At 67.5% G+C, this 26,601-nt stretch carries 27 protein-coding genes and 2 pseudogenes; 14 read left to right on the top strand and 15 right to left on the bottom strand.

The genetic code is table 11. The annotated features are described in order from the left end of the window. Positions 1 to 18 precede the first annotated feature (18 nt). The 7 genes from HWX09_RS09240 to HWX09_RS09270 are packed head-to-tail and all read left to right on the top strand — an operon-like array spanning position 19 to position 6,137. Positions 19 to 681 (top strand): class I SAM-dependent methyltransferase, encoded by a 663-nt coding sequence (locus HWX09_RS09240; RefSeq protein ID WP_027786439.1) that lies wholly within the window; start codon positions 19 to 21, stop codon positions 679 to 681. Positions 682 to 684: 3 nt separating this feature from the next. Next, complete coding sequence (locus HWX09_RS09245; RefSeq protein WP_027786438.1) at positions 685 to 1,758, top strand: TauD/TfdA family dioxygenase; 1,074 nt, start codon at positions 685 to 687, stop codon at positions 1,756 to 1,758. Positions 1,759 to 1,769: 11 nt separating this feature from the next. Next, positions 1,770 to 2,783, top strand: a complete 1,014-nt coding sequence (locus HWX09_RS09250) for an ABC transporter ATP-binding protein (RefSeq protein WP_027786437.1) — start codon at positions 1,770 to 1,772, stop codon at positions 2,781 to 2,783. After that, positions 2,776 to 3,855: an ABC transporter permease gene (locus HWX09_RS09255; protein WP_027786436.1), complete on the top strand. Its 1,080-nt coding sequence runs from the start codon at positions 2,776 to 2,778 to the stop codon at positions 3,853 to 3,855. The genes HWX09_RS09250 and HWX09_RS09255 overlap by 8 nt, the downstream gene beginning before the upstream one ends. Before the next feature lie 37 nt (positions 3,856 to 3,892). Beyond that, the gene (locus HWX09_RS09260) at positions 3,893 to 4,435 is read left to right on the top strand and encodes a hypothetical protein (RefSeq protein WP_027786435.1); all 543 of its coding nucleotides are present in this window, start codon (positions 3,893 to 3,895) and stop codon (positions 4,433 to 4,435) included. Positions 4,436 to 4,437: 2 nt separating this feature from the next. Then, positions 4,438 to 5,847, top strand: coding sequence for an FAD-binding oxidoreductase (locus tag HWX09_RS09265; protein WP_027786434.1), 1,410 nt, complete (start codon positions 4,438 to 4,440; stop codon positions 5,845 to 5,847). A gap of 32 nt (positions 5,848 to 5,879) precedes the next feature. Beyond that, positions 5,880 to 6,137, top strand: coding sequence for a hypothetical protein (locus HWX09_RS09270; protein WP_027786433.1), 258 nt, complete (start codon positions 5,880 to 5,882; stop codon positions 6,135 to 6,137). Between the two features lie 107 nt (positions 6,138 to 6,244). On the opposite strand, the gene HWX09_RS09275 is transcribed toward HWX09_RS09270, so the two are convergent. The 5 genes from HWX09_RS09275 to HWX09_RS09295 form a co-directional block, all read right to left on the bottom strand. Further along, positions 6,245 to 7,804 (bottom strand): methyl-accepting chemotaxis protein, encoded by a 1,560-nt coding sequence (locus tag HWX09_RS09275; protein WP_027786432.1) that lies wholly within the window; start codon positions 7,802 to 7,804, stop codon positions 6,245 to 6,247. A 146-nt stretch (positions 7,805 to 7,950) separates the two neighbouring features. Further along, complete coding sequence (locus HWX09_RS09280; RefSeq protein ID WP_027786431.1) at positions 7,951 to 9,042, bottom strand: beta-propeller fold lactonase family protein; 1,092 nt, start codon at positions 9,040 to 9,042, stop codon at positions 7,951 to 7,953. Positions 9,043 to 9,136: 94 nt separating this feature from the next. Further along, positions 9,137 to 10,489 (bottom strand): TRAP transporter large permease, encoded by a 1,353-nt coding sequence (locus HWX09_RS09285; RefSeq protein ID WP_027786430.1) that lies wholly within the window; start codon positions 10,487 to 10,489, stop codon positions 9,137 to 9,139. 4 nt (positions 10,490 to 10,493) lie between these two features. Next, a complete protein-coding gene (locus HWX09_RS09290; RefSeq protein WP_027786429.1) occupies positions 10,494 to 11,066 on the bottom strand; it encodes a TRAP transporter small permease in 573 nt (190 codons plus the stop codon). Beyond that, positions 11,063 to 12,049 (bottom strand): TRAP transporter substrate-binding protein, encoded by a 987-nt coding sequence (locus HWX09_RS09295; protein ID WP_027786428.1) that lies wholly within the window; start codon positions 12,047 to 12,049, stop codon positions 11,063 to 11,065. Before HWX09_RS09295 ends, HWX09_RS09290 begins: the two co-directional genes overlap by 4 nt. Positions 12,050 to 12,627: 578 nt before the next feature. Between HWX09_RS09295 and HWX09_RS09300 the strand changes: the two genes are divergently transcribed. Together HWX09_RS09300 and HWX09_RS33570 are read left to right on the top strand one after the other, a co-directional pair. Beyond that, complete coding sequence (locus HWX09_RS09300) at positions 12,628 to 14,781, top strand: glycosyl hydrolase family 28 protein (RefSeq protein ID WP_027786427.1); 2,154 nt, start codon at positions 12,628 to 12,630, stop codon at positions 14,779 to 14,781. 90 nt (positions 14,782 to 14,871) lie between these two features. Beyond that, the gene (locus HWX09_RS33570) at positions 14,872 to 15,066 is read left to right on the top strand and encodes a hypothetical protein (RefSeq protein WP_080681422.1); all 195 of its coding nucleotides are present in this window, start codon (positions 14,872 to 14,874) and stop codon (positions 15,064 to 15,066) included. Between the two features lie 34 nt (positions 15,067 to 15,100). Here the strand turns inward: HWX09_RS33570 and HWX09_RS09305 are convergent, their stop codons facing one another. The 4 genes from HWX09_RS09305 to HWX09_RS09320 all read right to left on the bottom strand — a co-directional run bounded on the left by HWX09_RS09305 (position 15,101) and on the right by HWX09_RS09320 (position 18,636). Continuing rightward, positions 15,101 to 16,186: a helix-turn-helix transcriptional regulator gene (locus tag HWX09_RS09305; protein ID WP_227789472.1), complete on the bottom strand. Its 1,086-nt coding sequence runs from the start codon at positions 16,184 to 16,186 to the stop codon at positions 15,101 to 15,103. Between the two features lie 280 nt (positions 16,187 to 16,466). Further along, entirely contained in the window at positions 16,467 to 16,718 is a 252-nt protein-coding gene (locus HWX09_RS09310; protein ID WP_027786425.1) for a hypothetical protein, read from the bottom strand. Between the two features lie 356 nt (positions 16,719 to 17,074). Next, entirely contained in the window at positions 17,075 to 18,127 is a 1,053-nt protein-coding gene (locus HWX09_RS09315; RefSeq protein WP_027786424.1) for an ankyrin repeat domain-containing protein, read from the bottom strand. A 104-nt stretch (positions 18,128 to 18,231) separates the two neighbouring features. Continuing rightward, positions 18,232 to 18,636, bottom strand: a complete 405-nt coding sequence (locus tag HWX09_RS09320) for a hypothetical protein (RefSeq protein WP_175888567.1) — start codon at positions 18,634 to 18,636, stop codon at positions 18,232 to 18,234. Between the two features lie 248 nt (positions 18,637 to 18,884). Between HWX09_RS09320 and HWX09_RS09325 the strand changes: the two genes are divergently transcribed. Continuing rightward, positions 18,885 to 19,943: an NAD-dependent epimerase/dehydratase family protein gene (locus tag HWX09_RS09325; RefSeq protein WP_027786423.1), complete on the top strand. Its 1,059-nt coding sequence runs from the start codon at positions 18,885 to 18,887 to the stop codon at positions 19,941 to 19,943. Next, positions 19,940 to 20,929: an AraC family transcriptional regulator gene (locus HWX09_RS09330; RefSeq protein WP_027786422.1), complete on the top strand. Its 990-nt coding sequence runs from the start codon at positions 19,940 to 19,942 to the stop codon at positions 20,927 to 20,929. Before HWX09_RS09325 ends, HWX09_RS09330 begins: the two co-directional genes overlap by 4 nt. A 41-nt stretch (positions 20,930 to 20,970) precedes the next feature. Here the strand turns inward: HWX09_RS09330 and HWX09_RS09335 are convergent, their stop codons facing one another. Next, positions 20,971 to 21,459 carry a RidA family protein gene (locus tag HWX09_RS09335; protein ID WP_027786421.1) on the bottom strand — a complete coding sequence of 163 codons (489 nt, stop codon included), beginning with the start codon at positions 21,457 to 21,459 and terminating at the stop codon, positions 20,971 to 20,973. Positions 21,460 to 21,686: 227 nt separating this feature from the next. On the opposite strand from HWX09_RS09335, the gene HWX09_RS09340 reads away from it, so the two are divergent. Beyond that, the gene (locus HWX09_RS09340; RefSeq protein ID WP_027786420.1) at positions 21,687 to 21,986 is read left to right on the top strand and encodes an H-NS histone family protein; all 300 of its coding nucleotides are present in this window, start codon (positions 21,687 to 21,689) and stop codon (positions 21,984 to 21,986) included. A 171-nt stretch (positions 21,987 to 22,157) separates the two neighbouring features. On the opposite strand, the gene HWX09_RS09345 is transcribed toward HWX09_RS09340, so the two are convergent. Together HWX09_RS09345 and HWX09_RS09350 are read right to left on the bottom strand one after the other, a co-directional pair. After that, positions 22,158 to 22,490: a cupin domain-containing protein gene (locus HWX09_RS09345; protein WP_027786419.1), complete on the bottom strand. Its 333-nt coding sequence runs from the start codon at positions 22,488 to 22,490 to the stop codon at positions 22,158 to 22,160. Beyond that, entirely contained in the window at positions 22,471 to 22,764 is a 294-nt protein-coding gene (locus HWX09_RS09350) for a hypothetical protein (RefSeq protein ID WP_155257385.1), read from the bottom strand. The genes HWX09_RS09345 and HWX09_RS09350 overlap by 20 nt, the downstream gene beginning before the upstream one ends. A gap of 168 nt (positions 22,765 to 22,932) precedes the next feature. On the opposite strand from HWX09_RS09350, the pseudogene HWX09_RS09355 reads away from it, so the two are divergent. Continuing rightward, a pseudogene (locus HWX09_RS09355) lies at positions 22,933 to 23,358 on the top strand (LysE family transporter); the annotation flags it as partial. A 20-nt stretch (positions 23,359 to 23,378) separates the two neighbouring features. Here the strand turns inward: HWX09_RS09355 and HWX09_RS09360 are convergent. Further along, entirely contained in the window at positions 23,379 to 24,011 is a 633-nt protein-coding gene (locus HWX09_RS09360; RefSeq protein ID WP_027786418.1) for an NAD(P)H-dependent oxidoreductase, read from the bottom strand. 132 nt (positions 24,012 to 24,143) lie between these two features. Here HWX09_RS09360 and HWX09_RS09365 point away from each other — a divergent pair, with 132 nt between their 5' ends. Further along, positions 24,144 to 25,067 (top strand): LysR substrate-binding domain-containing protein, encoded by a 924-nt coding sequence (locus tag HWX09_RS09365; protein ID WP_051421439.1) that lies wholly within the window; start codon positions 24,144 to 24,146, stop codon positions 25,065 to 25,067. A 10-nt stretch (positions 25,068 to 25,077) separates the two neighbouring features. Here the strand turns inward: HWX09_RS09365 and HWX09_RS09370 are convergent, their stop codons facing one another. Both HWX09_RS09370 and HWX09_RS33575 read right to left on the bottom strand, forming a co-directional pair. After that, on the bottom strand, positions 25,078 to 26,334 hold the full coding sequence (locus tag HWX09_RS09370) for a saccharopine dehydrogenase NADP-binding domain-containing protein (protein ID WP_027786417.1): 1,257 nt from the start codon (positions 26,332 to 26,334) through the stop codon (positions 25,078 to 25,080). 43 nt (positions 26,335 to 26,377) lie between these two features. After that, a pseudogene (locus HWX09_RS33575) lies at positions 26,378 to 26,503 on the bottom strand (acetoacetate decarboxylase); the annotation flags it as partial. Positions 26,504 to 26,601 lie beyond the last annotated feature (98 nt).

The following is a 26,601-nucleotide window of genomic DNA, read 5'->3' on the forward strand; positions in this document are numbered from 1 at the left end:
TTTCGCACAAGGAACGTCATGCTGCTCAAGAACCTGCGCCCAGCGAACGACTACGATCGCTTCGCCACCGAAACGCTCGAACCCTGGGACCTGCTGTTCATCAGTCGCATCCGCCAGCTGGCGCGCGGGATGACGCCCGGCACGATCGCCGACATCGGTACGGCCACCGGCGTCGTGCCGGTGCGGCTCGCGACCGATCCGGCGATGCGCGGCTGGCGTTACGTCGGCATCGACCTCGATCCGGCGATGCTCGACGAAGGCCGCCCGCGCATCCGCGAACTCGGGCTCGACGACACGATCGAGATGCGCGTCGGCGACGCGCTCGCGCTGCCGTTCGACGACGGCACGCTGACGATGGCGGTCGGCCGCGCGACGCTGCATCATCTGCCCGACAAGGCGCTCAGCCTGACCGAGATGTACCGCGTGCTGGAGCCGGGCGGCATCGCGCTCGTGCACGACATGCGCCGCGACGCGCCGCAGCACCTGCTCGACCGCTTCACCGAGATGCGCGCGGCCGCCGACTATCCGCCAACCCACGTCGAGGAAAAGATCACGCTCGACGAAGCGCATGCGCTCGTCGCCGCGGCCGGCCTCGCGGCGGTTGCATCGATCTACAGCCCGAGCGCGGGGCTCGGCGCGCTCGGCTTCGAAATCCTGCTGAAGAAACCGGCGCTGGCCTGAGCGATGACCGATCTCGCCTTCCTCGCCGCCCATGCCGCCGCGCGGCTCGGCGCCGACGACGTGCACTGCGCGGCGCTCGCGCCCGGCGCGACGCTGCCGCTGTGCGTAACGCCGCGCAGCGCCGAACTCGCGACGTCGCCGGAGATGTTCGTCGCGTGGTACCGCTCGCGGCTCGACACGATCGACACGCTGCTCGACGCATGCGGCGCGCTGCTGTGGCGCGGCTTCGCGGTGCCCGACACCGCCGCATTCGGCCAACTCGGCGCGCTGTATCCGGCGCACGCGAACGGCTATACGGCCGGCGCCGCCCCGCGCCGGCAGATCGACGGCCAGGTCTACGAGTCGACCCGCATGCCGCCGCCGTTCAGGATCGGGCTGCACCAGGAGATGGCCTACATGCCCACCTTTCCGCGCCTCGTCGCGTTCTACTGCCGGCAGCCGGCCGACGCGGGCGGCGAAACACCGATCTGCGACATGCGCCGCGTGACCGCGCGCGTGCCGGCCGCGCTGCGCGAGCGGTTCGCCGAACGCGGCGTGATGTACCTGCGCAATTTCGCGGCGCCCGGCGACCGCGCGGACGGCCTCGCCGCCAATCCGAACCTGCCGTTCGCCGCCTACCACCGCCCGTGGGACGACGCATTCGGCACGACGAAGCGCGACGAAGTCGAGCGGCTGTGTGCGGAACGCGGCGTCGGCTGCCGCTGGCTCGACGACGGCAGCGTGACCGTGTCGCACGTCGGCAGCGCGCTGCGCACGCATCCGCGCACCGGCGAGGCGGTGTGGTTCAACCAGGCGAGCGCGCAGCACCCGAACCCGCGCTCGATGGGCGACCTCAGCTATCGCTACCTGCAGCGCATGTACGGCGCGCGCGCCGCATTCCCGTACGAGATCCGCTACGGCGACGGCGCGCCGATGCCGTTCGACGATCTGGTGGCGATCTACGACGCGCTCGACGACGAGGAGCGGGCGTTCCCGTGGCAGGCCGGCGACGTGCTCGTCGTCGACAACATGCTGGTCGCGCACGGCCGCAACCCGTACCGGGGCGCGCGCGACACGCAGGTCATGCTGTTCGACTGAGGATGCCGACGATGAGCGTTTCGTTTCTTGGGTCCGTGCGTGCGATGTTCGGCCCGCCCGCCGCGTTCGACCGGCCGCAACGCGCGGGCACGCCGCCGCTGCCCGACGCGCATGCGCCGGGCGCGGCGCTCGGGGCGCGCGCGATCGACGTCACGGCCGGCGATTTCCGCTTTTCCGCGCGCCACGTGCGGTTCCGGCTCGGCGCGATCACCGCGATCGTCGGGCCGAACGGCTCGGGCAAGACCACGCTGCTCGAAACGCTGCTCGGCTTCCGGCGCGGCGGCAGCGACGTGCGCGTGCTCGACGTGCCGGCCGAACGCTTCATGCGCGATTCGCGCTCGCTGCAGCGGATCGGCGCGCAATTGCAGAAGGTCGAGTATCCCGATCACCTGCGCGTCTCGGAAATCGTCGCGCTGCACCGCGCGATGTACGCGCACACCGATGCGGCGATCGCCGACGCGCTCGGCATTGCCGAACTGCTCGACAAGCCGTGCCGCGCGCTGTCGAAGGGGCAGCGCCAGCGCGTGGACCTCCACGTCGCGCTCGCGCACCGGCCCGAGCTGGCCGTGCTCGACGAACCGTTCACTGGCCTCGACCGCCGCTATGCGGGCGTCGTGATCGACCTGCTGCGCCACCGCGCGCGCGGCACGAGCGTCGCGATGATCTGCCATTCCGAGGAAGAACTGAGCGTGGTCGACGATCTCGTCTGGGTGCGCGACGGCGGCGTGCGCTACCAGGGCGAGCGGGACACGCTGCGCGCCGAGCTCGTCGGCGAGGCGCGCGCGGTCCTGCATTGCCGCGACGAAGCCGATGCGCGCGCGCTGCGCAAGCGGCTCGCGGCGCTGCCGGGCGTGACCGGCGTACGCGTGTCGGCCGCGCACGTGGTCGAGGCGTTCGGCGATGCGACGCTGCATCCGAACGTGCACCGGATCGTCGGCGAACGCGGCATCCAGCATCTCGCGCTCGCGCCGAGCACGCTGGGCGACCTGCTGCGCCTGTGCACCGAGGGCCCGACCCATGACTAAGGTGTTCCTGATCCTCGTGCGCAACGAGCTGCTCGGCTATCTGCGCAGCCGCTCGTCGCTGTTCTGGACGCTCGTGTTCCCGGTGTTCCTGCTGAGCGTGATGCTGTTCGCGTTCGGCGGATCGGGCTCGCTCGGCACGGCGGACATCGCGTTCGACGTGCCCGGCGGCACGACGCCGTACAGCCGCGCATGCGAAGCGCAGATCGTCGACAGCCTGTCGCACAGCGACACGGTGAAGGCGACGTTCGGCGGCCGTGGTGCGCCGGCCGATCACGTGACCGTCGTGCTCGGCGCGGACGAACGCACGCCGGCGACGATCCGCTACGACTTCAACGGCCCGCTCGCGGTCAAGGCCGCGTCGCGGGTCGTCGAGATCGCGCTCGCGCGCTGCGCAGCGCAGCGGCTCGGGCTGCCGGCCGCGCAGGCGCGCTTCGAGAATGCCGCGCCGACGCGCCGGCCGTTCGACTACGGCGCGTTCTTCGCGACGGGCATCCTGGTGATGGCGTTCATGGCGATCGGCCTGAACTCGACGACCACCGCGATCGCCGCGCTGCGCGAGCGCAATACGTTCAAGCTGTACGTGTGCTTCCCGGTCTCGCGCGGCGTGTTCCTCGCCGCGCTGATCGTCGCGCGGATGGCGATGATGGCGCTGTCGGCGCTCGTGCTGTTGATGGTCGCACGCGTCGCGTTCGGCATCGCGCTGCCGATTGCGACGCCGGACGGGCTGCGCGCGTTGCCGATCGTGCTGCTCGGCGCTGCGATGGTGCTGAGCATCGGCGTGCTGCTGGCCAGCCGCACGCGCTCGCTCGCGGCGGCCGAACTCGCGTGCAACGTCACCTACTACCCGCTGCTGTTCTTCAGCGACCTGACGATCCCGATGCACGACGCGCCGGCCTGGCTGAAGGCCGGGCTCGCGTTCCTGCCGACCAACCAGTTCGCCGTCGCGCTGCGCGGCGCGCTGGTCGACGGCGCGCCGTACGCGCAGCTCGCGCCGCAACTGCTCGGCATGACCGCGTGCACCGCGCTGTTCCTGTTCGCCGCCGCGCGGCTGTTCCGCTGGCACGACGCTTGACGCGTCGCCCCGCTGTTTCGACGAAGGAGAGACACCGATGAAATCGACCCATCCCATAACCGGCTACCTGCTGCACGCGAGCAACTTCCTGCCGGCGATCGTGTTCCTGTTCTACGGCCGGCTCGGCCCGGAGCAGCCGGACCTGCGCTGGACCCACGCGTTCCTGATCGGCGGCGTGCTCGCGCTCGTGCACGGCGCGTGGCTGATCCGCCGCGCGGAGCGCAACAGCATCGCGATCGGCGTCGACCTGTTCCTCGTGATCGGCGCGGTGCTCGCGCTCGTCTCGCCGACAGGTAGCCGTCTGTGGGGCGAGGAACTCGGGCCGGCCGCGATGCTCGTCTGCGTGCTGGTGGTCGGCATCGTGCATACCGCGTGGTCGGACGGCGGCTTCGTCGACGGCGCGTTGGTCGACCACGCGCGTGTGCGCTCGCTGTCGCTCGTGCTGCTCGCCGTCACCGTCGTCGCGCTCGCGGTGTCGATCGCGATGCGCCACAGCCCGCTGTGGGGCGGCGTCGTGCCGCTGATCGCGCTGGTCGTCGTGCGCGGCCGGCTGCGCAAGCAACTGGTGCGGGCGAACTGACGATGAGCGCGCTGCCCGAACGCGCCGCGCAGCGGCACGCGCTCGCCGCGGCACTCGGCGACGGCTGGCTCGACGGCGCGGCATGCGAGCCGTATGCGACCGACGTCGCGCGATACGGCGGCGTGCCGCTCGGCGTCGCGCGGCCGGCATCGACCGCCGACACGCGCGCGCTCGTTCGCATCGCCGCCGCGCACCGGATCGCGCTCGTCGCGCAGGGCGCGCGCACCGGGCTCGTCGGCGCCGCCGTGCCCGATCGCAGCGGCACGCAATGCGTGGTGTCGTTCGAGCGGATGCGCGCCGTTCGCGCGTTCGATCCGGCCAATCGCAGCATCACGGTCGAGGCCGGCGTGCGGCTGTCCGACCTCAATCGCGTGGCGGCCGAAGCCGGACTCTGCCTGCCGATCGACCTCGGCAGCGATCCGGCGGCCGGCGGCCTCGTCGGCGCCAACGCGGGCGGCAGCCGCCTGATCAAATACGGCGACGTGCGCCGCAACGTGCTCGGCGTCGAAGTCGTGCTGGCGGACGAAGCCGGCACCGTGATCGACGCGCTCGCACCGCTGCGCAAGCGCAACGCGGGCTTCGACGTCGCGCAGTGCTTCATCGGCGCGAACGGCGCGAACGGGCTCGTGACGGCCGTGTCGTTCGCGCTCGCGCCGCTCGAACGATCGTCGTGCGCGGCGTTCGTCGCGTTCGCGTCGTACGACGCGGCGCTCGCCGGCCTGCTCGCGTTCGAGCGCGCATTCGGCGAGATGCTGTCGGCGTTCGAGTTCATGTCGGCGGCGGCGGTCGGTTGCGTCGCCGCGGCGTTTCCGGCGTTGCGGGTGCCGTTCGACGCCAACGCCGCCGCGTGCCACGCGCTCGTCGAGATCGCGACCGGCATGCCCGGGCTCGATGCGCTGCTCGAGGAACGCGCCGTCGCGACGCTCGACGTGCTCGCGAACGAGCGTGTGGTGCTCGATGCTGCCTGTGCGCCGGCCGAACGGTTCTGGCGGATCCGCGACGCGCTGCCAGTCGCAGTCGCGCAAGAAGGCATGCCGCTGTCGTTCGACGTGTCGTTGCCGCGCGGTGCGCTGGCCGGATTCGTCGCCAATGCCGAGCAATGGCTCGCCGCCGCGCATCCGTCGCTGCGTTGTCATGCGTTCGGCCATTTCGGCGATGGCGGCTGCCATCTCGTCGTGTCGATCCCGCACGCCGATGCGCACCGCTACGGGCCGCTGCAGCAGGTGGCGCTGCGCGGCGCGCTGTACGACCGCGTCGTGCGCGCGGGCGGCTGCTTCAGCGCGGAGCACGGCGTCGGGCCGGTCAATATCGCGTACTACCGCAAGCACGTGCCGGCCGCGCAACGACAGGTCGCCGCCGCCATCCAGCACGCCGTCGACCCGCTGGGCCTGATCGGGCGGGTCCGCTACTGACGCGCCGATGCGCGGCGCCACGGAGATTTCGCATGATGTTTCGACACCCGCCCGGCCCGGACTCCATGGCCGAACCCGACACCGACGACCGTTCGTTCTCCGGCATCCCGGGCACGCTGCCCGACTCGGGTGTCGTGGTCAACGTGGGCGGCGTCGCTTATGTGATCGAGCTGCCGCCGCAGGATCACGCGCGCCCGGCGCTGTGGCGCGAGCTCGTGCATTGGCGCGACGATCGGTCGGCCGATGACGCATCGGGCGGCGGCATCGCGCCGGGCACGCGGCAGGATTGATCGTTTACCGTGCAGCCATGCTCGCGGGCCCGCCCGCGATACCGTTTTTGCTGTTCAGGCTTCGGCCTTGTCGCGGACGTTCCGGGCAATGCCGATTCGGCACCGGCTCAGCCCGCGTGCGCAATCCGAAAGACCGACATCGCGGCCTGCATCGCGCTGGCCTGATTCTCGAGCGCCGTCGCGGCAGCACTCGCCTGTTCGACGAGTGCCGCGTTCTGCTGCGTCATCTGATCCATCTGGCTGACCGCCTGGCCGACCTGGTCGATGCCGGCACTCTGTTCGACCGTCGCCGTCGTGATGTCGGTCATGATCGTCGCCACGCGTCGCACCGACGACACGATCTCGCCCATTGCATGGCCCGCCTGCGCGACGAGTTCGTTGCCGCTGCGGACGTCGTCGATCGACGTGCCGATCAGTTGCCCGATCTCCCGCGCGGCGCTCGCGCTGCGCTGCGCGAGCGTGCGCACCTCGCCCGCAACCACTGCAAAGCCGCGCCCGTGTTCGCCCGCGCGCGCCGATTCGACCGCCGCATTCAGCGCGAGGATATTGGTCTGGAATGCGATCCCGTCGATCATCCCGGTGATCTCCGCGATCTTCTTCGAGCTCGCATTGATCACGCCCATCATGTCGACCGCCCGGCCAACCAGTTCGCCGCCATGCTGCGCGAGGTCCGCCGCGCTCGCGGCAAGCGTACTCGCCTGCTGCGCATGGTCCGCGCTCTGGCGAACCGTCGACGTCAGTTGCTCCATGCTTGCGGCCGTTTCCTCGAGCGACGCGGACTGCTGCTCGGTGCGGCTCGACAAATCGAGGTTGCCCGCGGCGATCTCGCGTGCGGCCGTGTGGATCGCGTCGCTGCTGTCGCGCACGCCGGCGACGGTGGCGACGAGACCGCCCTGCATCCGCTTCATCGCCGCGAACAATTGGCCGATTTCATTGCGGCCCGCGTCCGGTACGGTCACGGTCAGGTCGTTCGATGCGATCCGGTCGAGCAGCGCGGCTGCGTTCGCGAGCGGCCGCGACACGATCCGGCGCAACGCGAAGTGCGTCGCGACGATCAGTGCGAGCGCAAGCGCCACGCCGATGCCGACCATCGCGATGATGCGCGTGTAGGCGGCGTTGCCGTCATCGATCGTTTGTTCCGACAGCCGGTTTGCGAGGCGCTGGAATTTCTCGACGTTCGCCGAGTAGACCTGGCCGGCCGTGGTGATCTCCTTGTCGTTGATCGTTGCGTACGCGGCGGTGTCGCCGTTGCGAAGCGCGTCGGTCGCGCGTGCGAGGACGGTCGCGAGATGCGTCGACGATTCGACAAGTGCCCGCTTCAGGTCGGTGTCGATGCCGGCGGCTGACGGGGCGCTCTGAAACGCCTGCGTTTCCTTCGCGGACAGATCGAACGTCCGCTGCGCGCTTTGCAGCGCCGCATCGCGCTGCGCCGGATCGTCGTGCTCCTTCAGCGCCGCGTAGGCACGCACGAGTGCCGAGCGGGTACGGGTGCTGTCCTTGTATGCGTCGTTGACGAGCAACGTCTGGGCGGCGATTTCATGCAGGCGCTTCGCGTTCGTGTTCGCGTTTCCGAGTGCGGCGATCCCGACGATGCCACCGACCACGATCATCGCGGCAAAAGCAGCCAGCACGGCGAGCAAACTGTTCTTTACCTTCAGGTCGCGCATGATGAACCGGTTCTTGAAGTTTTACTGTATGGGTTAACGGCCTGCGTCTCGCCGACTTGATTCGATTAAAGGCATTTCCGCGTGTGGTCCTGCTGGCGAGTGTCGGAAACGAGCGGCACGTGACGCATGCCGCCCGTTTCGGCCACTCAGTTCGTCCCGTCGTACGTGACGATCTCGACCCAGTTCGCGCCCTTGCCGACCGGATACTTGCCGATCGCGTCGAGGTGCCCGGTGCGGCCGTCGATCCGGTACACGGCCAGCGTCGGCGACAATTGCCCGGCCGCGAGCAGATACCTGCCCGACGGATCGATCGCAAAGCCGCGCGGCTGCTGCTCCGTCGCGAACGTGCCGATCCGCGCGAGCGTGCCCGACTTCGCGTCGACGCGATACGCGGCGAGCGTGCTCGACGTGCGCTCCGATGCGTACAGGAAGCGCCCGTCCGGCGTCAGATGCAGGTCGGCGCCCCACGGCTTGTCGCCGTGAAAATCGGACGGCAGGATCGATACGGTCTGGATCGGCCGCGCATCGGCGTCGCCGTGCGACAGCGCGATCACGTGCAGCTTGCCGTCGAGTTCATCGATCAGGTAGGCGAACCGCCCGTTCGACGAAAACACGAAATGGCGCGGACCCGACTTCTCCGGCAGCCGATACGCGGGCTCGCCCGTGTCGGTCAGCTTGCCGGTCGACGCATCGAACGGCAACCGCAGCCACGCATCGGCGCCGAGCACCGACGCGAACGCGTAGCGGCCGTCCGGCGACTGGCGGATCGCATGCGCCATCGGGCCGGTCTTCACCGTCTGCTGCACGTCGCCGGCCACGCCGTCCGCGCCGATCCGGTTCACCGCGAGCAGGTTGCCGCCGTACGACGCGGAGAACAGATAACGCCCCGACGCATCGGTCGACACGTACGCCATGCTGTCCGCGAGCGGCGCGCGGCCCAGCTCGATCAGCCGCCCGTCGAGCGGATTGATCGCGAAGCTGACGACGCGATACGGCGTCGAGCGCAATGCCGCGTAGAGGCGACGATGATCGGGCGACAGCGCCATCGGCATCACGGCGCCGCCGACCGGCACGGTTTCGATCGCGGTCAGCGCACCGTTTGACGGGTCGACGCCGAACACCGAGATGTCGCGGCTGTCGCTGTTCGACACGTACGCATACGTCGCCGCGTGCGCGAGCGAGGCCGCCATCGTCAACGCAGCCGCCGCAACGGCGCGCCGCAGGAGAGTCGTTTTCATGGGAGTGACGGGAAGTGGGGAAAGGGAACCGCGGATGCGAGCGCGGCGCCGGACAACCTCGGTCGTCCGGCGCCGCGACGGGCGAAGCGTGCGGTCAGAACACCGCGTGCCCGCTGATCAGGCTCGGCAGCCACGTCGAGAAGAACGGCAGGTACGTGACGATGTTGATCGCGCTGAAGATCGCCAGGTAGTACGGCCACGCCATCTTCGTCGTCTCGCCGATCGACACGTTGCCGATCGCGCAGCCGACGAACTGCACCGACCCGATCGGCGGGTGCACCAGGCCGAGCGAGCAATTCAGCAGCAGCATGATCCCGAACTGCACCGGCCCGACGCCGCACGCCATCGCGATCGGCAGAAACAGCGGCGTCGTGATCAGGATGTGCGCGGCCATGTCGACGAACGTACCGAGGAACACCTGGATGATGTTGATGTACAGCAGCATCAGCCAGGGCGCCGCGGTCGACTGCTTCAGCAGCCCTTCGATCGCATCCGGAATCTCCAGGTACGACATCTGGAAGCGCAGCATGTTGGACACCGCGATCAGCAGCAGCACGACGCCCGTCGTGCGCGCCGCATGCGACAGCGCGCGGCGCAGCTTCGCGGCCGTCAGCGTCCGGTAGACCACCGCGGTCAGCACGAGCGAGTAGACGACGGCGATCGCGGCCGCTTCGGTCGCGGTGGCAATGCCCTTCGCGACGCACACGAGGATGATCGCGATCACCATCAGCCCGGGCACCGCGCCGACGAAGCTGCGCAGCACCGCATACCAGCCGGGAAACCGCGGCAGCGCGGACGAGCCGTCCTCGCGGCGCGGATAACCGTGACGCACGGCCTGCCAGTACGCGGCGGCGAGCACGAAGCCCATCACCCACAACACCGGCAGGAGTCCCGAGAACAGCAGGTCGCCGATCGACACGCCGCTCACCGGCTGGCCGTGCAGCATCCCGGTGATGCCCTGCGCGGCGAACGCGTAGATGATCATGTTGGTCGACGTCGGCATCAGCGCGCCGGCGAGCGACGCATGCGTCGTCACGTTGACCGCGTACGCGGCGCTGTAGCCTTCGCGCTTCATCAGCGGAATCACCACGCCGCCCATCGCCGACGTATCGGCGGTCGGCGAGCCCGACACGCCGCCGAACAGCGTGCACGCGACGACGTTCGCCATCCCGAGGCCGCCTCGGAAGTGGCCGACGCTCGCCTGCGCGAAGCGCAGGATCCGGTCCGCGATGCCACCATGCAGCATCAGTTCGCCGGAGAAGATGAAGAACGGCACCGCGAGGAACGAGAACGCATTCATCCCCGAGATCATCGCCTGCATCGCGGTCGCGATCGGCAGGCCTTCGACCAGGTAGGTCAGCACGCACGAAATGCCGAGCGCGAACGAAACGGGCACGCCGAGGACGAGAAAGATCAGAAAACTGACGGACAGGATCGCGAGTTCCATGGCGTTATTGTCCCGACGAAGAACGACGAAGCGCGAGCAGGTGCTCGAGCGAGAAGAAGATGATCGCCACCGCCGCGGGCATCGTGATCAGGTAACGCACGCCTTCGGGCAGCCCGATGATCGGGATGCGGTCGCCCATCGTCTCGGCGGCCATGCTGCCGCAGCCGATCATGATCATGATCGCGAACGCGATCAGGCTCAGATGCTGGATCGCGATGACGACCGTGCGCGCCTTCGGCGACAGCCGGCGCACCAGCGAATCGAGGCCGATATGGCCGCCGTCGCGCACCTTCATCGCCGCGCCGAACATCGCGATCACGATCACGAGCAACAGCGCGATCGGCTCGACGAAATCCGGCGCGTTCTCGAACACGTAGCGCATCACGACCGCGTAGAACACCAGCACCGTGAGCACCGCGAGGCACGCCGACGCGATCACGGCCAGCACGCGGAACAGCACGTCGTTCACGCAGCGCAACAGCGGCGCGGCGTGCGGCCGCGCCGGCGCCGCGCCGTCCGGTGCGCCGGCCGGCGAGCCCGCGGCCGCCGCACCGTTCAGGGAAGTACGACGCGTCACTTGGTGGCCTCGATCTCGTCGACGATCTGCTTCATCTGCGGCGTCTTTTCATACTTGGTCCACAGCGGCTGCATCGCCTTCACGAACGCCGCGCGGTCGATCTGCGCGGCCGGCAGGATCTTCGCGCCGCCCTTCGTCACCATCTGCTGCGCGGACGCCTCGCGCGCGGTCCACAGCTTCTGGTAGTACGGCACCGAATCGGCCGCCGCCTTCCTGATCGCCGCCTGCTCCTGCGGCGACAGCGTGTCCCAGATCTTCTTCGAGAACACCAGCACTTCCGGCGTCATCGCGTGCTGCGTCTCCGAGTAATCGGGCGCGACTTCGTAATGCTTGGTTTCCTCGTACGACGGCAGGTTGTTTTCCGCCGCATCGACGAGGCCCGTCTTCAGGCCCGTATACACCTCGGCGAACGGCATCGGCGTCGGCGTGCCGCCCATCGCCCGGATCTCGTCGACCATCAGGTCGGACGGTTGCACGCGCACCTTCAGCCCCTTCATGTCCGCCGGCGAGCGCACCGGGCGCTTCGCGTAGATCGAACGCGCGCCGCTCTCGTAGAACGTCAGCGCGATCATCCCCTTCGCGGTGAACGCGTCGAGGATCTTCTGGCCGGCCGGGCCGTACATCGCCTTGCGGAAATGGTCGACGTCGCGGAACAGGAACGGGAACGACGGGATCAGCGATTCCGGCACGATCTCGTTGAACGACGCGCCGTTCACGCGCGCCATGTCGATCGCGCCGATCCGCACCTGATCGACCGTGTCCTTCTCGGAGCCGAGCGCGCTGTTGCCGAACACCTTGATCGAATCCTTGCCGCCCGTCTGCTTCGACAACTCGTCGCCCATGAACTTCACGGCCATGTTGGTCGGGAAGTTGTCGCCGTGCACGTCCGCCGAGCGGAACACGCGCGCCTGCGCGGACATCGCGAAGCCGGCCATCAGTGCGACGGCCAGGGCGGTACGGGAGCCGGTGAATCGGTGCTTCATGGTGAGTCTCCTTGATGGTCGATCGTTGTTGTGCGGCGATCCGTCGGCCCGCGCGTGCATCGCCGATGCGCTTCCTCGAATCGCAGAGTCATACGTCGTATGACGTGTTGGGCAAATGTACGTCGGTTAACCGTTTAACTCACTTGGTGCATACCCCTATAACTGCCGCCATCAGGGGCTTTTGGCGGGGAACGGGGAATCGCATTCTCTGTTTCCACGCTTTTTCGCGAAACGTTTTCCGGAAATGGGTCGCCCTGCGAATCGGACGCCGATGAGACGGTTTCCCGACATCCGACGGTCTTCTTTCGCTTCGTTTGCGGTCGTTGTAGGATGACTGATCACAATACCATCAGCCCGTCGCGATGCCACGAGCATGCGGCGGCCCGCATCCCGCGCGACGCGATTCGCGCCTGCAGCGCCCGGCCCGACGACCCGCGCCGACGGCCGCGGCCGCCCGTTTCAGCCTTGCCGGCAGTTCGTCCACCACCCGTCCGCTCGCGCCGGGGGACCCGCACCGCCGAACGACCCGATACCAACCCGACATCGCGCAGCCGATGCCTCTTCAGGAGATCTCCGTCATGACCATCCCCGTTTCCCGGCCGAACCGGCGCCCGCGCGCGCTCGGCCTGCTCGCCGCCTTGCTCGCCACCGCCGCGGCGCTCACCGCGTGCGGCGGCGACGATTCGAGCACCGGCGGCGGCGTGGCGTCCACCGCGCCGCCCGCCCCCGCCGTGTTCCAGGTCGGCACGACGACCGTCGACCCGAACCTGCCGGCCGAACCGGCGCTGCCCGCCGATACGCAGGTATGCAGCACGCTCGAAGCCGCCAATACGCTCGTGAGCCGCCCCGACGGCTCGCTGCCGCCGGAGGCCGACCCGTCGACGGCCGGCGTCGGCAAGGCCGTGTCGGCCGCGACGGCCAACCCCGACCAGGCGCGCATCCAGGCCACGCTCGACGCGTGCGGCGCGGCGGTCGACGCCGAAGTCGGCGCGACGATCGCGGCGGCGGACGCCGCGGCCACCGCCGCGCAGAAGACGGCTGCCGTGCCGAACGTGAACATCGCCGGCGCGTCCGGCGAGGAGCTCGCGAAGCCGAAATACCGCGCGAGCAAGTTCGCCGTGCGGCTCGTCGTCAATCACGCGGGGCCCGGCAACGGCTTCATCAGCGGGCCGCTGACGCTGCCGTCCGGCGTCACGCTGTGGATCGACAAGGGCGTCACACTGTATGCGTCGCGCGACGTGAAGGCGTATTCGCCGAACGCCGCCGGCCCGTACTGCGGCAATACGGCCGTCAGTGCGACGAAAGCCGGCAGCTCGTCGAACTGCGCCGCGCTGATCGCCGGCGCCAACCTCGTCAACGCCGCGGTGGTCGGCGACGGCCGGATCGACGGGCGCGGCTACGCGGAGCTCGTCACGTCCGATGCGAAATACCCGCTGATGAAGGTCGACCTGACCTGCTCGAACACCTACGCGGCCTACAAGAGCGGCACCGTGGCGCCCGACGGCACCGCGTGCGACGACGGCGGCACCGTCGTCGATTCGAAATCGACGGTGCGCAACATGACGTGGTGGGATCTCGCGTATCTCGGCAACATGGTGCAGAACGGCACGACCGGCTTCGGCTCGCAGTCGAATTTCCGGCTGATGGTGTTCAACTACGCGAAGAACCTCACGCTGTATCGCATCACGCTGAACAACAGCCCGAATTTCCACGTGGTGCCGAGTGGCGTCGACGGGCTGACGATCTGGAACGTGAAGGTGCAGACGCCGACGCTCGCCGCATTCGCGAACCCGGCCGGCAACGGCAACCCGCTGTACAACGGCCAGACGTTCAACGCGGACAACGTGAAGAACACCGACGCGTTCGACCCGGGCTCCGCGGCGAAGCCGACGTCGGTGGCGCTGTCGACCGGCAGCACGACGACGTCCGCCGCCGCGATCTCGTTCGACGGCTACCTGAAGAACTTCGTGTTCGCCTACAACTACGTGAGCACCGGCGACGACGACATCGCACTCAAGGGCAGCAACAACCCGGCGCCCGCCGGCTCGGGGCTGTTCGGCATCGACGGCAATCGCGACGTGCGCGCCGACCGCAAATGGGGCGTCGCGATCGCGCACAACCACATCTACTGGGGGCACGGCATCTCGATCGGCAGCGAGACCAACGGCGGCGTGACCAACGTTCAGGTGTACGACAATTCGTTTCGCGATTCGGAGGAAGGGCTGCGCATCAAGTCCGACTATGCGCGCGGCGGCGAAGTGAGCAACATCCGCTACGCGAACATCTGCATCCGCGATGCGAAGAACGCGCTGCTGTTCACGCCGTACTACAGCACGAAGGCCGTACCCGCGAGCGGCCCGCTGTACCCGAACTTCCACGACATCTCGCTTGCGAACGTGGTGATCGAGGGCGCGGCCGGCGTGAAGCTGCAGGGGTTCGAGGCGAACACCGGCGGTTACGGCGAGCCGGCGTTCCCGCTCGCGATGTCGCTGACCAACGTGGTGGCCGACACGCCCGACGGCATCGCGACGATCGCATCCGACGCGAACCTCACGCTGCGCAACGTGAACCTGCCGGTGTTCCCGTCGACCGCGAACCGGGTGGTCGTCGACGGCGCCGCGGTCCATGCGATCGATCCGGCCAGCGTGCTCGACTGCAGCAAGGCGTTCGTCGACTTCCCGGGCATCGACCAGTCGAACCCGTTCGGGTCGACGTGGGCGCCGGCGCTGTAACGCGCGGGAAACCCGTCGTCGTCGCGCGTGCCGCCCGCCAGGCACGCGCGATGCTCACCACGACGACGTGCAACGCGAAAGGAGCCCGTGATGTCGACCACGAAGCCATCGGCGACCCCCGACCCCGCTACCCCGGCGAATGACGGCGACGAAGGCCCGGCAAATGCGCCGGGCATCGGCGAGGACACGTGCCGCGTCTGCCGCGGCACCGGCAGGGTGGAAGGCCAGCCCTGCACCGTCTGCGGCGGGACCGGCCGGATACTGCAGGGAATCGGCGGCGGATAGTAAAAACGCCGCCGCACCGGCGCGCATCGATCGCTCAGGTCTGCATGACCAGCGACGTCAGTTGGGCTGCGCGCGCCACGTCCGTTTTCGTGTAGATCGACTTGATCTGCGCGCGGACCGTGCCGATCGACACGCCGCGCAGCGCCGCGCATTCCTGCGGCGAACGCCCGTCGCAGCACAGCAGCACCGCGAGATCGGCTTCCGCCGACGACAGCCCGTAGAACACCCGCAAGCGCTGCGCGCGCGCCGACGGCGCACGCAGGTCGGCGGCCGTCATCAGCGCCGCGACCCCGGGCCGTTCGCGCGCGAGGCGCGACTGTTCGGGAACGGGAATCAGCGCAAGCGGCAGCGGTTCGCCCGTCGCACGACGCAGCAACAGCCCGCCGCATGCGAATGCATGACGCCATTGCGCATCGTCGACGCAGCCTTCCGGTGCGAAACGGCCGCTCACGATCCGCAGCGCCGGTTCGGCGGCGATCAGCTGATCGGCCGCGCGGTTCGTATAGCGCAGTTCGCGCTGCGCGCCGAGCAGGAACACCGGCACCGGCACCGCATCGAGCGCCGATTCCGCGGCGGCCACGCGCGCTTCGAGCTCGCCGATGCGCGCGTGGATGCGCAGCGCGCGGCTGATGTGCGCGCCCATGATTTCGATGGTGCGACGCTGCTCATGGGACAGCCCTTGCGATTCGGGGCCGCTCTGTACGCTGAGAAAAGCGCCCGCGCCGTCGCCGCGATGAATGTACAGGCCCGAGATGCCGCCGAGCCCGAACGGCTGCATGAATTCCCGATAGAACACGCCATGTGTGCGCTGCCGCACCGACAGGTGCTTCACGTCCTCGAACCAGCGCCCGACGGGCCAGTCCGCGGCAACCGGCACGACCGGGTCGTACAGGTGGAACTCGGTGTTGTAGCGGTGGAGGCACGCGGCGACCCAGGACGGATCGTCGCCGGCCACCTGCTCGATCGCCGGCAGCCTGGCGGCATCGTCGAACGACAGCAGGATGGCCATGCGTACGCCGACCGACAGACGCAGCCCGTCCAGCACCGTTTCCCATCGTTGGTCGCCCAGCGCCGCAGCGTAGACGTCATCGATCCATGCCGACGGAACCCACCCGTTCATCTGCATCTGGCCACCCCGCGCCGTGCGTTTGTGTCGAACGCCGTTCGGGCATCTTACTCAATCGGCCTCATTGTTCAAATTGCCGATGCAGGTTTGATCGAAATACCACGTTCAATACCGTTTCTCGTCAGACGTAATGGCCGTTTTCGACATGGCGGCGTCATCCGTGTCGACGCAGCAGACGGCCTGCGCAGCGCCGATCGACGTGACGGCATCCGGATAAAGGGACGCGGCCGACGATGCGATGAAACGCGTTTCGCTGCCCGGCCCGACGATGCACTTACTTCATCGTCGCGAACCGCACTTCCATCTCGTCGATCTTCGCGAGCACCGTTTCGCTCAGCTTTCTGACGTGGCGCGGCACGTCGGGGGTCGACAGCAGCGCCTCGATACGCCCGCGCCAGTATCTCGGATGCCGGACGCGCCCCGCGCCCGACATCGACACATCGTCGACGTCCGTCTCGCTGTCCAGCAGCGCCACCATTCTCTGGATGTGAGAGAGCTCACGTTCCACATAGTCTCGTGCGAGCATATTGATTGAAATTCCCCGAAATACGACGTAAGGCCTTCCGTCATCAACGCGCCATCGTCCGCGGCGCCGACGACGCACCGCACACGTTGCGCATCAGCGTACGCGACGACCGTGTCAATCAAGTGTGCGAGCGCGCACAGAGATCGACGAAGGAACGACGGACCTGTTCGAGTGTTCTGGCGACATCCGGTCCCGGTGCCTCGTCGTCCATCGTAGGCGTACGGCCCGGCGACGGCATCCCCAAAAGTGGGGATGCCGGCCGATATGGGCCGGGTGATGACGTCCGGAAACGACGAGGCGCCGAAACGGCCGGCATGGGGTGGCCGGCCGGCGCTGCGCGGTGACGCTGCCGCGCGCTACCGGCGATAGGGCGGCGGCGCGAGTTCGAGCGGATCGGGGTTCAGGCGTACCCACGCCACCGCGAGCCGGCACAGTTGCGCCGGGTCGCCGGATTGCCGCTTGACGTCCTGCACGACGGCCTCCATGTCTGACAAATCGGCCGCCGGCAGCGACGTGCCGGTGCGCACGATCGCCGCGAACGCATCGGCCATCTTCCTGAAATCGGCGTCCCAGTTGCAGCCGCCGTTGTGGTCGAGTTCATGCGCGATGCGGCCCGAGATCCGGATGAGTTCGCCCTGCACCGTCGCCGCGTGCCCCGTTCCCGGCACCAGTTGCGTCCACAACGCCTGATGCTGTTGCTGCCAGGTTCCGGCCGCGACGACGATCGGCGACCGGCCGTCGTGCAGCCGACGACGCGGCGCCGGAGGCACGTCGAACAGCGTGTAGAGCCGGTCCAGCGCAGCGCTCGCCGCATCGACCTCCTGCGGGTTGTAGCGCTCGCGCATGAACTCGAAACGCTCCCCGATTTCGGCGACGCTGGCCTGCATTTGCGGCGTCTTCGCCGCACCTGCGTCGAGCAGCACGTCGGCGAGCGCCACCATGTGCTCGAGATCCGCGTTGCCGCAGGTGCGCAATGCGCGCTCGAGCGGGGTCTGTCCGTCCCGGTTCAATGCATCGACGCGCGCGCCGTGCTCGAGCAGCAGGCGCGCGGACGATGCATGACGCGAGTCGGCCGCCGCATGCAGGGGCGTGCCGATCGACGCACCGTCGTCGTGAACGTCCGCGCCGAGTTCGAGCAGCACGTCGAAGCGGCTGCGCCGGCATTGCACCCGCGCGTGCAATGCCGTGTTGCCGTACGCATCGGCCGCGCCGATATCCGCGCCGTGCGCGACGAGCCAGCGCGCGAGATCGTCGGGACACCGGTCGAACGACAGCGCGGTCCGCTTGCTCGGCCCGCCGCGTGCATTCACGTCGCAGGTGTCGAACACCGCCTGAAGCTTCGCAACGTCGCCTTCGTCGAGCAGCGCGTCGAAGTCCTTCGGCAGCAGCTTCTTTTTTGCTTTCGGCATGGCGGCTCTCCTGCCTTCGATCGCGTCCGTATCGTCGGCCATTCGTCAAAGTGATAACGCGGTTTTGCGTTCGTTGCCGGTGCGCGTGCAACCGGCCGCATCCGTCAGTCCAGCGGCTCCAGCGCCTCCAGCCCCTCCGGGCGGCCGGATGCGCCGCGGAGCTTCGTGATGTTCCAGCGTGCGGCGTCGTTCCAGTCGTAATCCATTCGATAGGAAAACCGGGCATTGGCGCGAAACAGCGCGGCGCGGAATTTCCTGCCGTCGTTCGCGAGCGCGTCGCGCAGTTGCGGCCCGATGCGCATGATCCCGCCGATCAAATCCCGATGCTCCATGGTCGAAACCAGCTCGACGCCGGTCGCCGTCGCATAGGACGCACGCACGCCGTACTGCGCGTCGCCCGGTGCGCTGAAGCACACGTAAACTTCGCGCCAGCCGGGAAAAGCGGATTGCATGTAGCCGATTACGTGCCGGGCGAGTTCGATCACCCGTTCTGTCGCGTCGTCGTTCATCGATCGTCCCCGGAATGAGATCGGAGAGGAGCGTAATCGGACACGGCGCGACGCGTCAATGGCCGCCGGCAAACCGGCGCGCGGTGCGGTCGCCGTATCCGGATCCGTCAGCGATCCCGAGCATCGCCGCACGCGGCCGGCATCGCGTCGCCTGTCGTCCCCTGCATGTCGATTGGCGCGCTTTGCGAGTGAAGTGGCGCGCAAAAGGCGGCATCATGGCGCATCCTCTCCGCCACGGAATCCCGTCCATGAATATCGATACCGACCTGCCCGTCATGGTGACCGGCGCAACCGGATACGTCGCGGGCTGGCTCGTGCAACGGCTGCTCGAGGCCGGCCTGACGGTCCATGCAGCCGTTCGCGACCCCGACAGCCCGGACAAGCTCAGGCATCTCCAGCGCATCGCGGCCGGCAAGCCCGGCACGATCCGCTACTTCCGCGCCGACCTGCTCGAACCCGGGTCGTACGAGGACGCGATGGCGGGTTGCGGGATCGTGTTCCATACCGCGTCGCCATTCACGGTCACCGTTCGCGATCCGCAGAAGGAGCTGGTCGATCCGGCGCTGCTCGGCACGCGCAACGTACTCGAGACGGCCAATCGCACACCGTCGGTGCGGCGCGTCGTGCTGACCAGCAGTTGCGCGGCGATCTACGGCGACAACGCCGATCTCGCCGCGACGCCCGACGGTAGGTTCACCGAAGCAATCTGGAACACCAGTTCGTCGCTGGCCCATCAACCCTATTCGTATTCGAAGACGGTCGCCGAGCGCGAAGCGTGGCGGATCGCCCGCCAGCAGCAACGCTGGGATCTCGTCACCATCAATCCGTCGCTCGTGATCGGGCCCGGCATCAATCCGTACGCGACGTCGGAAAGCTTCGAGATCGTGCGGCAGATGGGCAACGGCGCGATGAAGGCCGGCGTGCCGGATCTCGGCATCGGCGCGGTGGATGTCCGCGACGTGGCCGACGCGCATTTGCGCGCGGCGTTTCTGCCGAGCGCCAGTGGCCGCTACATCGTATCGGCGCACGACACGAACCTGCCGGCGATAGCCGCCACGCTGCTGGAACGGTATGGCGCCGACTATCCGATACCGCGACGCATCCTGCCGAAGTGGCTGGTGTGGCTGGTCGGCCCGCTCGCGAACAAGAGCGTGACGCGCCGCGTGATCGCGCGCAACGTCGGCCTGCCCTGGCGCGCGGACAACAGCCGCAGCCGCAACGAGCTGGGCATCCGCTATCGCCCGCTCGCCGAGTCGATGAACGACTTCTTTCAGCAGCTCGTCGAAACCGGGCAATTGCGGCGATGAACCGCTTCGCGATTTCGCCGGGCTGGCGGGTCGTGATGGTCGACCTCGGCCTGCGCGTCGACGAACTGCTGCGGCGCGCGCGGTTGCCCGCCGATCTGTTCGCGCGGCCGGAGAACGGGCTGACGACCCGCGAATACTTCCGCCTGTGGCGTGCGATGGAAGACATGACGAATGCGCCGGCCGTCGCGCTGCGCATCCTCGATCTGCTCTCCGTCGAAACCTTCGATCCGCCGCTGTTCGCCGCGTTGTGCAGCCCGAACCTGGAGATCGCGATCCGGCGCATCGGCCAGTTCAAGCCGCTGATCGGCCCGATCCGGTTGCACGTGTCGCACGAGGCCGACGCGCTCACCCTCGCCGTCGACTTCCTGGAGCGCGACGTGCCGCCGCCCGGCATGCTGGTCGCGGCCGAACTCGGCTTCTTCGTGAAACTCGCGCGCCTGGCGACCCGCACCGAGCTGCCGGCGCACGCCGTCACGCTGCCGTGCGACGTCGGCCTCGATCCCGGCTATGCGCACTTTTTCGGCGTGACGCCGCGGTACGGCGATGCGCCTTCCGTGAGCATCGCGCTGCAGGATGCGCGGCGTCCGTTCGTGACCGCGAACCATGCGATGTGGAAGATCTTCGAGCCCGACCTGCGCCGCCGCCTCGATGCGCTGTCGGCCGAGGCCGGCATCGTCGAGCGCGTGCGCGCGGCGCTACTCGAATTGATTCCGGGCGGGCTCGCCACCGCGGACGGCGTCGCGCAAACGCTTGCGATCAGCAAGCGGACCTTGCAGCGGCGACTCGGCGACGAAGGCGCGAACTTCAAAACCTTGCTGGCCGAAGTTCGCGAGAAGCTCGCGTGGCACTACCTCGATCGCTCGGCCCTGCCCTACGGTCAGATCGCCTTCCTGCTCGGCTACCAGGATCCGAATTCGTTCTTCCGTGCCTTCAATGAATGGACCGGGATGACGCCCGAAGCGGCCCGTTCGCGGACGGCGCGGTGATCGACGCAACGCGGCCCGTCCGCCCACGCGGCCATTCTGGGTCAGGCAGTGGCGCCGCTGCGATTCAGCCCGAAAATGAAATCGGCTTCGACCGATGCGCCCTTCGGCAATTGCAGCACGCCGACCGACGAACGCGTATGGACGCCGGCGTCGCCGAGCACCGCGTACAACACGTCCGACGCGCCGTCGGCCACCTCGCTCTGCATCGTGAAGCCGGGCGCGCTTCGCACGTACACGGTCATGCGCGGCACCGTCGCGATCGCATCGAGCGTGCCGCACTGCTTGCGGATCAGCGCCAGCGCGCGCAGTGCGGAAATGCCGGCCGCGCGGCGGCCGTCATTCAGTGAAACGGATTCGCCCACGATGCCGACGAAATGCACGACTTCCCCGATTCGCGGAACCTGGCCGGCGACGTAGGCGGTTCTTCCGTCGACCAGGACGGGCGTGTACTTTCCGCCGATCCTGATCGTTTCGTCTGGATCGAATCCGAATTCGGCTGCGACCTGTTTCAGTTTGTCATCCCTGTTCATCAGTGAATTCCCCAATCCCTCTGAAAAAAGATAAAGAATAATTGAGTCTCCAAAGCTTGTCCCGCATGAGAAGATCGGACGCAAACGATCCAGACAAACCACTTCTCAGGTGTTCGAAGCAGTCGTGCATTGCCATATCGGCAATGGAATTCGTAGTCGGAGCAATTTTCTTCGTCATTTCCGATTGAAACCGCTATCATGTATGGACACAACCTGAAGAGTGATATATGGCAACTTACAAGGAACTGAAAGCTCAAATGGATGCTTTGGCCGAGAAAGCCGAAGCAGCGCGTGCCGCTGAATTCCAGGCGATCGTCGACGACATCCGCACCAAAGTCGCGGAATACGGCATTACCGAAAAAGACATTTTCGGTACGCGCCGCGGTCGGCCGGCCAAACAGGCGGGCGCTCCCGTGCAGGCAAAGTATCGCGATCCGAAGTCCGGGGCGACCTGGTCGGGCCGCGGTCGCGCGCCCGCATGGATCAAGGATGCGAAGAATCGCAATCGATTCCTGATCCAGGAATAAGATTCCCGCATGGCCCGGCGCGTGATTCAACACGCTGGCCGGCAATTTGGGCATTGATTGGGGCATCGATACCGGCGGTATTTCAAAGCCGCTCCGGTTGACGAGGTTTTGCCCGATCGGCGTGTCGCGCATCGGTCAGTCCACCGATCGTGCCGCACGCCAATCCTTTCTTCAGCGTTCGTAATAGATGGCAAGCCAGACGGTTTGCACGTCGTCATGCGTCCATGCGACACGATGACGGCAATGCGGCTCGATCAGCACGTAATCTCCGGCGCGCATATCGAGCCGCGTCGCATTCTCTTCGAATTCAAGCACGGCCGCGCCGGACAGCAGCACAACCCATTCGGCCCGCGGGTCGTCATACCAGAACCCGTCCGGGCTCGCATGCCCCATCGATACGATTCGCTCGACGTTCACGCGCGGGCCCGTGACGAGCATGTCGATTCGCTCGTCGCCGCCGCGCCGCCCTTCGACGTCGAATAAATTACCGGTTTGAAGTTGCACGGCTTCGCCTCGTCATTGCTCTTCGGGTAAAGGATGCGGATTTAAAGGCAACGGGAAATATTCGCTGCAGCCTGGCGTCGCCCTGGTTTGCCCGTGCGTCGTTAAAAGCCGTGTCAAAAAGATGAAGAATGACGGCGACTTCACCGGCGCTCATTCGTTGCAGCGATAAAGCACGCATCGGCATTCCGTTGGCGACGCGCGTGCCATCCCGCGCGATTTTTCGGTAAAAGCCGGTCGACATCCTGCCGGCCGCTGCAACGTCGAGCCAGGGCAATCAGCCTCGAACGTTCGCCCGGCAATTCGGCATCCTGCTTGCAGGGCGTGCGTCGATCGATGCATTCTCCATTCGCTGGCCGGCATGAGCAAGCGTCGGGAAGTCCATTCATTCTTTATTTCGATTCGAGGTAGCGTTTGTTCCATCAGCGACAATATGGTCCGGGGCAAGTCGCCGTGGCTCTTCGATACCGTCAAGCTGATCGGCGCGATCTACCTGATCTACCTCGGCGCAAAGATGCTCATGGCGAAAGCCGGCGGCGTGCAAGCCGATACCGCCGTGGCGCCGCTGTCCGATCTCGCCGCGTTACGCACGGGCTTCCTGACCAATGCGCTGAATCCCAAAACCACGGTGTTCATCGTCAGCCTGTTCATGCAGGCAGTCCGGCCCGACACGCCGTTGATCGTGCAGATCGGCTACGGCGTGTTCATCGCGGCCGCCCATGCCGGCTGGTTCAGCCTCGTGGCGCTCTGTTTCTCGGCCACGGCGGTCCACGATCGCCTGCTGTCGCTACGGCACTGGATCGATCGCACGTTCGGATGCCTGCTGGTGGGCTTCGGCGTCGCGCTCGCCATCGCACACGGCGGGCGCTGACGCTTAATGGCGCGGCGGCCTCAGAACGCGCGCGCCGTCGCCCGTGCCTCGTCGATCGCGCGGCTCCGATCGACCTTCCCGTCCGCACCGAACAACGTGCGCTCGACGACGATCCCGGCGACGTCCGTCACGCCCACGAACTTGAGCCACGTTTCCATGTACGGGCGCTGCAGATCGAACTCGGCGGCCGGCGTAAACGACCCCGGCGACTGGTAGGCGAGCCCGCGAGCATAGACCACCGCCGCCTTTTTCCCCGCCAGCTTGCCGGTAAAACCCGCTGCGTCGAACGTGAACAACACATCCTTCTGCGAGATCACGTCGATCAGGTGCTTGAGCTTGTACGGAATGCTGAAATTCCACAGCGGCACGCCGAACAGGAACTTGTCCGCTTCGTGGAACGGCGCCGCGAGCCGTTCGATCTGCCGCCACGCCGCCGCCTGCTCCGGCGTCAACGCCGTGCCGCTCAGCCCGGCATATTTCGCGGCCAGCGCGGCGCCGTCGAATTCGGGCATCGGCAGATCCCAGATATCGAGCTTCCGAATCTCGTGATCGGGATGGGCATGCCGGTACGCGTCGAGAAATGCATCGCACACCTCGATGGACGCCGAATAGGCCTTGTTGGGTGAGCCTTCGATATAGAGAACGCGTGTCATGGCGCCGGTCCTTGCCAAGGGTGACGACGGCGCGCCCAATGCGCGCTCGCCCACCGCGCTTCACAGCCTATCCAGGCAGCCTATAATCCGGAAACGATATTAATTGATCGAATTAACCCGGATTGGTGATGAATGAATCCTCCTCTCGACACGTCGCTGCTTCATACCTTCGTGGCGGTTGCCGACGTGTGCAGCTTCACCCGCGCCGGGCGGCGGCTGAACCTCAGCCAGTCCGCGGTCAGCGCGCAGATCGTTCGCCTCGAGGAACAGGTCGGGCAGGCGCTGCTCGTGCGCAACACGCGCAGCGTCACGCTGACCGCGCATGGCGAGACGCTGCTCGGCTACGCGCGCGCGATGCTCAATCTGAGCGAGGAAGCTCGAGCCCGGCTGGGAACGGGTGACGCCGTCGACGTCAAACTGCGGATCGGTGTGTCGGAGGACTTTGCAGGCGGCTGGCTTGCGGACCTGATGCGCCGCCACGGCGCCGCGCGGCGCGGCCTGCGGATGGATCTGGCCGTCGACATCGGCGACAGCCTGTTTCGACGGCACGCCAACGGCGAATTCGATCTCGTGATCGGCAGCCGGTGCTCGCACTCGGGCCACGGCGCGACGTTGTCGCACGAGCCGCTCGTCTGGGCGTTCGCGCGCCACGAGCCGCTTCCGGAAGGCGACGTGCCGCTCGCGTGCTTCCCCGATCCGTGCCCGTACCGCGGCGCCGCCATCAAGGCGCTCGCGCTGGCCGGCATGCGCTACCGGATCGCGTGCGAAAGCCCGAGCGTGACAGGCATCCGGACCTTCGCACGGGCCGGCATCGCGATCGCGCCCGTGCCGCGCAGCGCGATCGACGACACGCTCCGCGAATTGGGCTTGCCCGAAGGTTTGCCGGCACTGCCGGAGATGGAATTCGTGATGATGCACGACGCGCGGATGCCGGCGGCCGCCGAATTCGCCGCGACGATTCTGGACGAAACGGCTGCCCGCACGGGCGCGGGCAAGCGCGGCCGCGAGCGTACCGGCGGGCGGGGCATCCATGACGCCCCCGCCCGGCTCGAATAGCTGGCGCGAACTACGTTCGAATCACCTCGAAACGCAACCCGGCATGGCGAACCAGACGCTCGATATAGCGTTCGTCGAACATCGTCGCGGGCGTCCAGAAACCGCCGCCGCGCCCGGTCTTCACGCCGTCGCGGCTGCAATCGAGCGCGAGACCGATCGCGGCCTGGCCGAGCATCTTGCCGGTGGAGCCGTAGCCGGGATCGCGATCGCCGGTGACTTTCACGCGCAAGGTTCGCCCGTCGTCGGCGCGGCCGAAGAAGCGCAAATCGTAGCGGCCAGCCTGTTGGGCGTCGATGCTCGGCCCCTCGCCCGGCTTCGGCAGCAGGAAGCGCTGCATCAGGCCGCGCACCGGCCCGATGAGGACACCGATCATGAACGCGCCGAGGCCCGCCACCATCGTCAGCGCGATCATGCGCCCCTTCAGGCCCGCGCCCGTCATCACGGCTTCGTCATAGGTAAAGCGGCTGCCGTACGCATCGCCAGCCAGCGCATTGGAGCGGTGGACGACGCGCTCGTTGATCGCCGCCATCACGAACGGCGCGATCCACGCATCGCAGTCGCGATCGAATTCGGCGGAGCGAACCGCATGCTGCCGTACCGTGAAACCATGCCGTTGCGGACACAACGAATAAGGATCGAGCAGTTCCCGACGCAATGCCGGATCGGCCGCCGCTTCGCGCACGACGTTGATCACGCTGGCCACGGTGCCGCCCGACGCACCGCCCTTCAGCGTTTTGACGCGCATCGTCACGTGAGCGGCCGGCGCGCCCCACTGCCGCCGCGCCTCTTGCTGCAGGAAGAACACACCCATGTCGGACGGCACCGAATCGAAGCCGCAGCAATGCACGATGCGCGCGCCCGATTGCCGGGCCGCGGGCTCGTACTTGTCGATCATCCGCCTGATCCACTGCGTCTCGCCGGTGAGGTCGCAGTAGTCGGTGCCGGTTTGCGCGCAGACCCTGACCAGCGGCTCTCCGTACAGCGCGTAGGGGCCGACGGTGGACACGACCACCCGCGTTTGCGCGCACAGCGCCCGAAGCTGCGTTTCGTCGGCTGCATCGGCGACGATGATCGGCACGGATTGCCCGGCCGCGCCGAGCGTATCCCTGACCTGCCTGAGCTTCGCGTCGGACCGGCCCGCGATCGCCCAGCGCAGCGTGTCGTCGGTACCGGCGGCCGACAGATAGTCGGACAGATAGCGTGCCAATATCTGCCCGACAAAGCTGGTGGCGCCAAATACGACGAGATCGTAGGTCGGTTGGGGCATGGACGACTCCTTCCGTGCGCGCAGGTCGCACGCATCCGTATCGTTAGCGTGGCTTTCCGGGTTCATCGAAGGCCCTTGAAGGCGTCGGCAGATTCAGGACCCGTTGCGCATCCTCGACCACGTCGAGACGCATGATCGTGGATGCGCCGAGCCCGTCGAGCAACTGGCTTCATCCGGGACCGGTCGTAGCCCCCGCCCTCGGGCACGTCGACCGTGTGCGGCCCGAATTCGACCTGTATAAAACGCCTGTCCATGTCCGTTGCCCCT

It is taken from the genome of Burkholderia sp. BCC1208, from assembly GCF_902833095.1.
Lineage (GTDB): Bacteria > Pseudomonadota > Gammaproteobacteria > Burkholderiales > Burkholderiaceae > Burkholderia.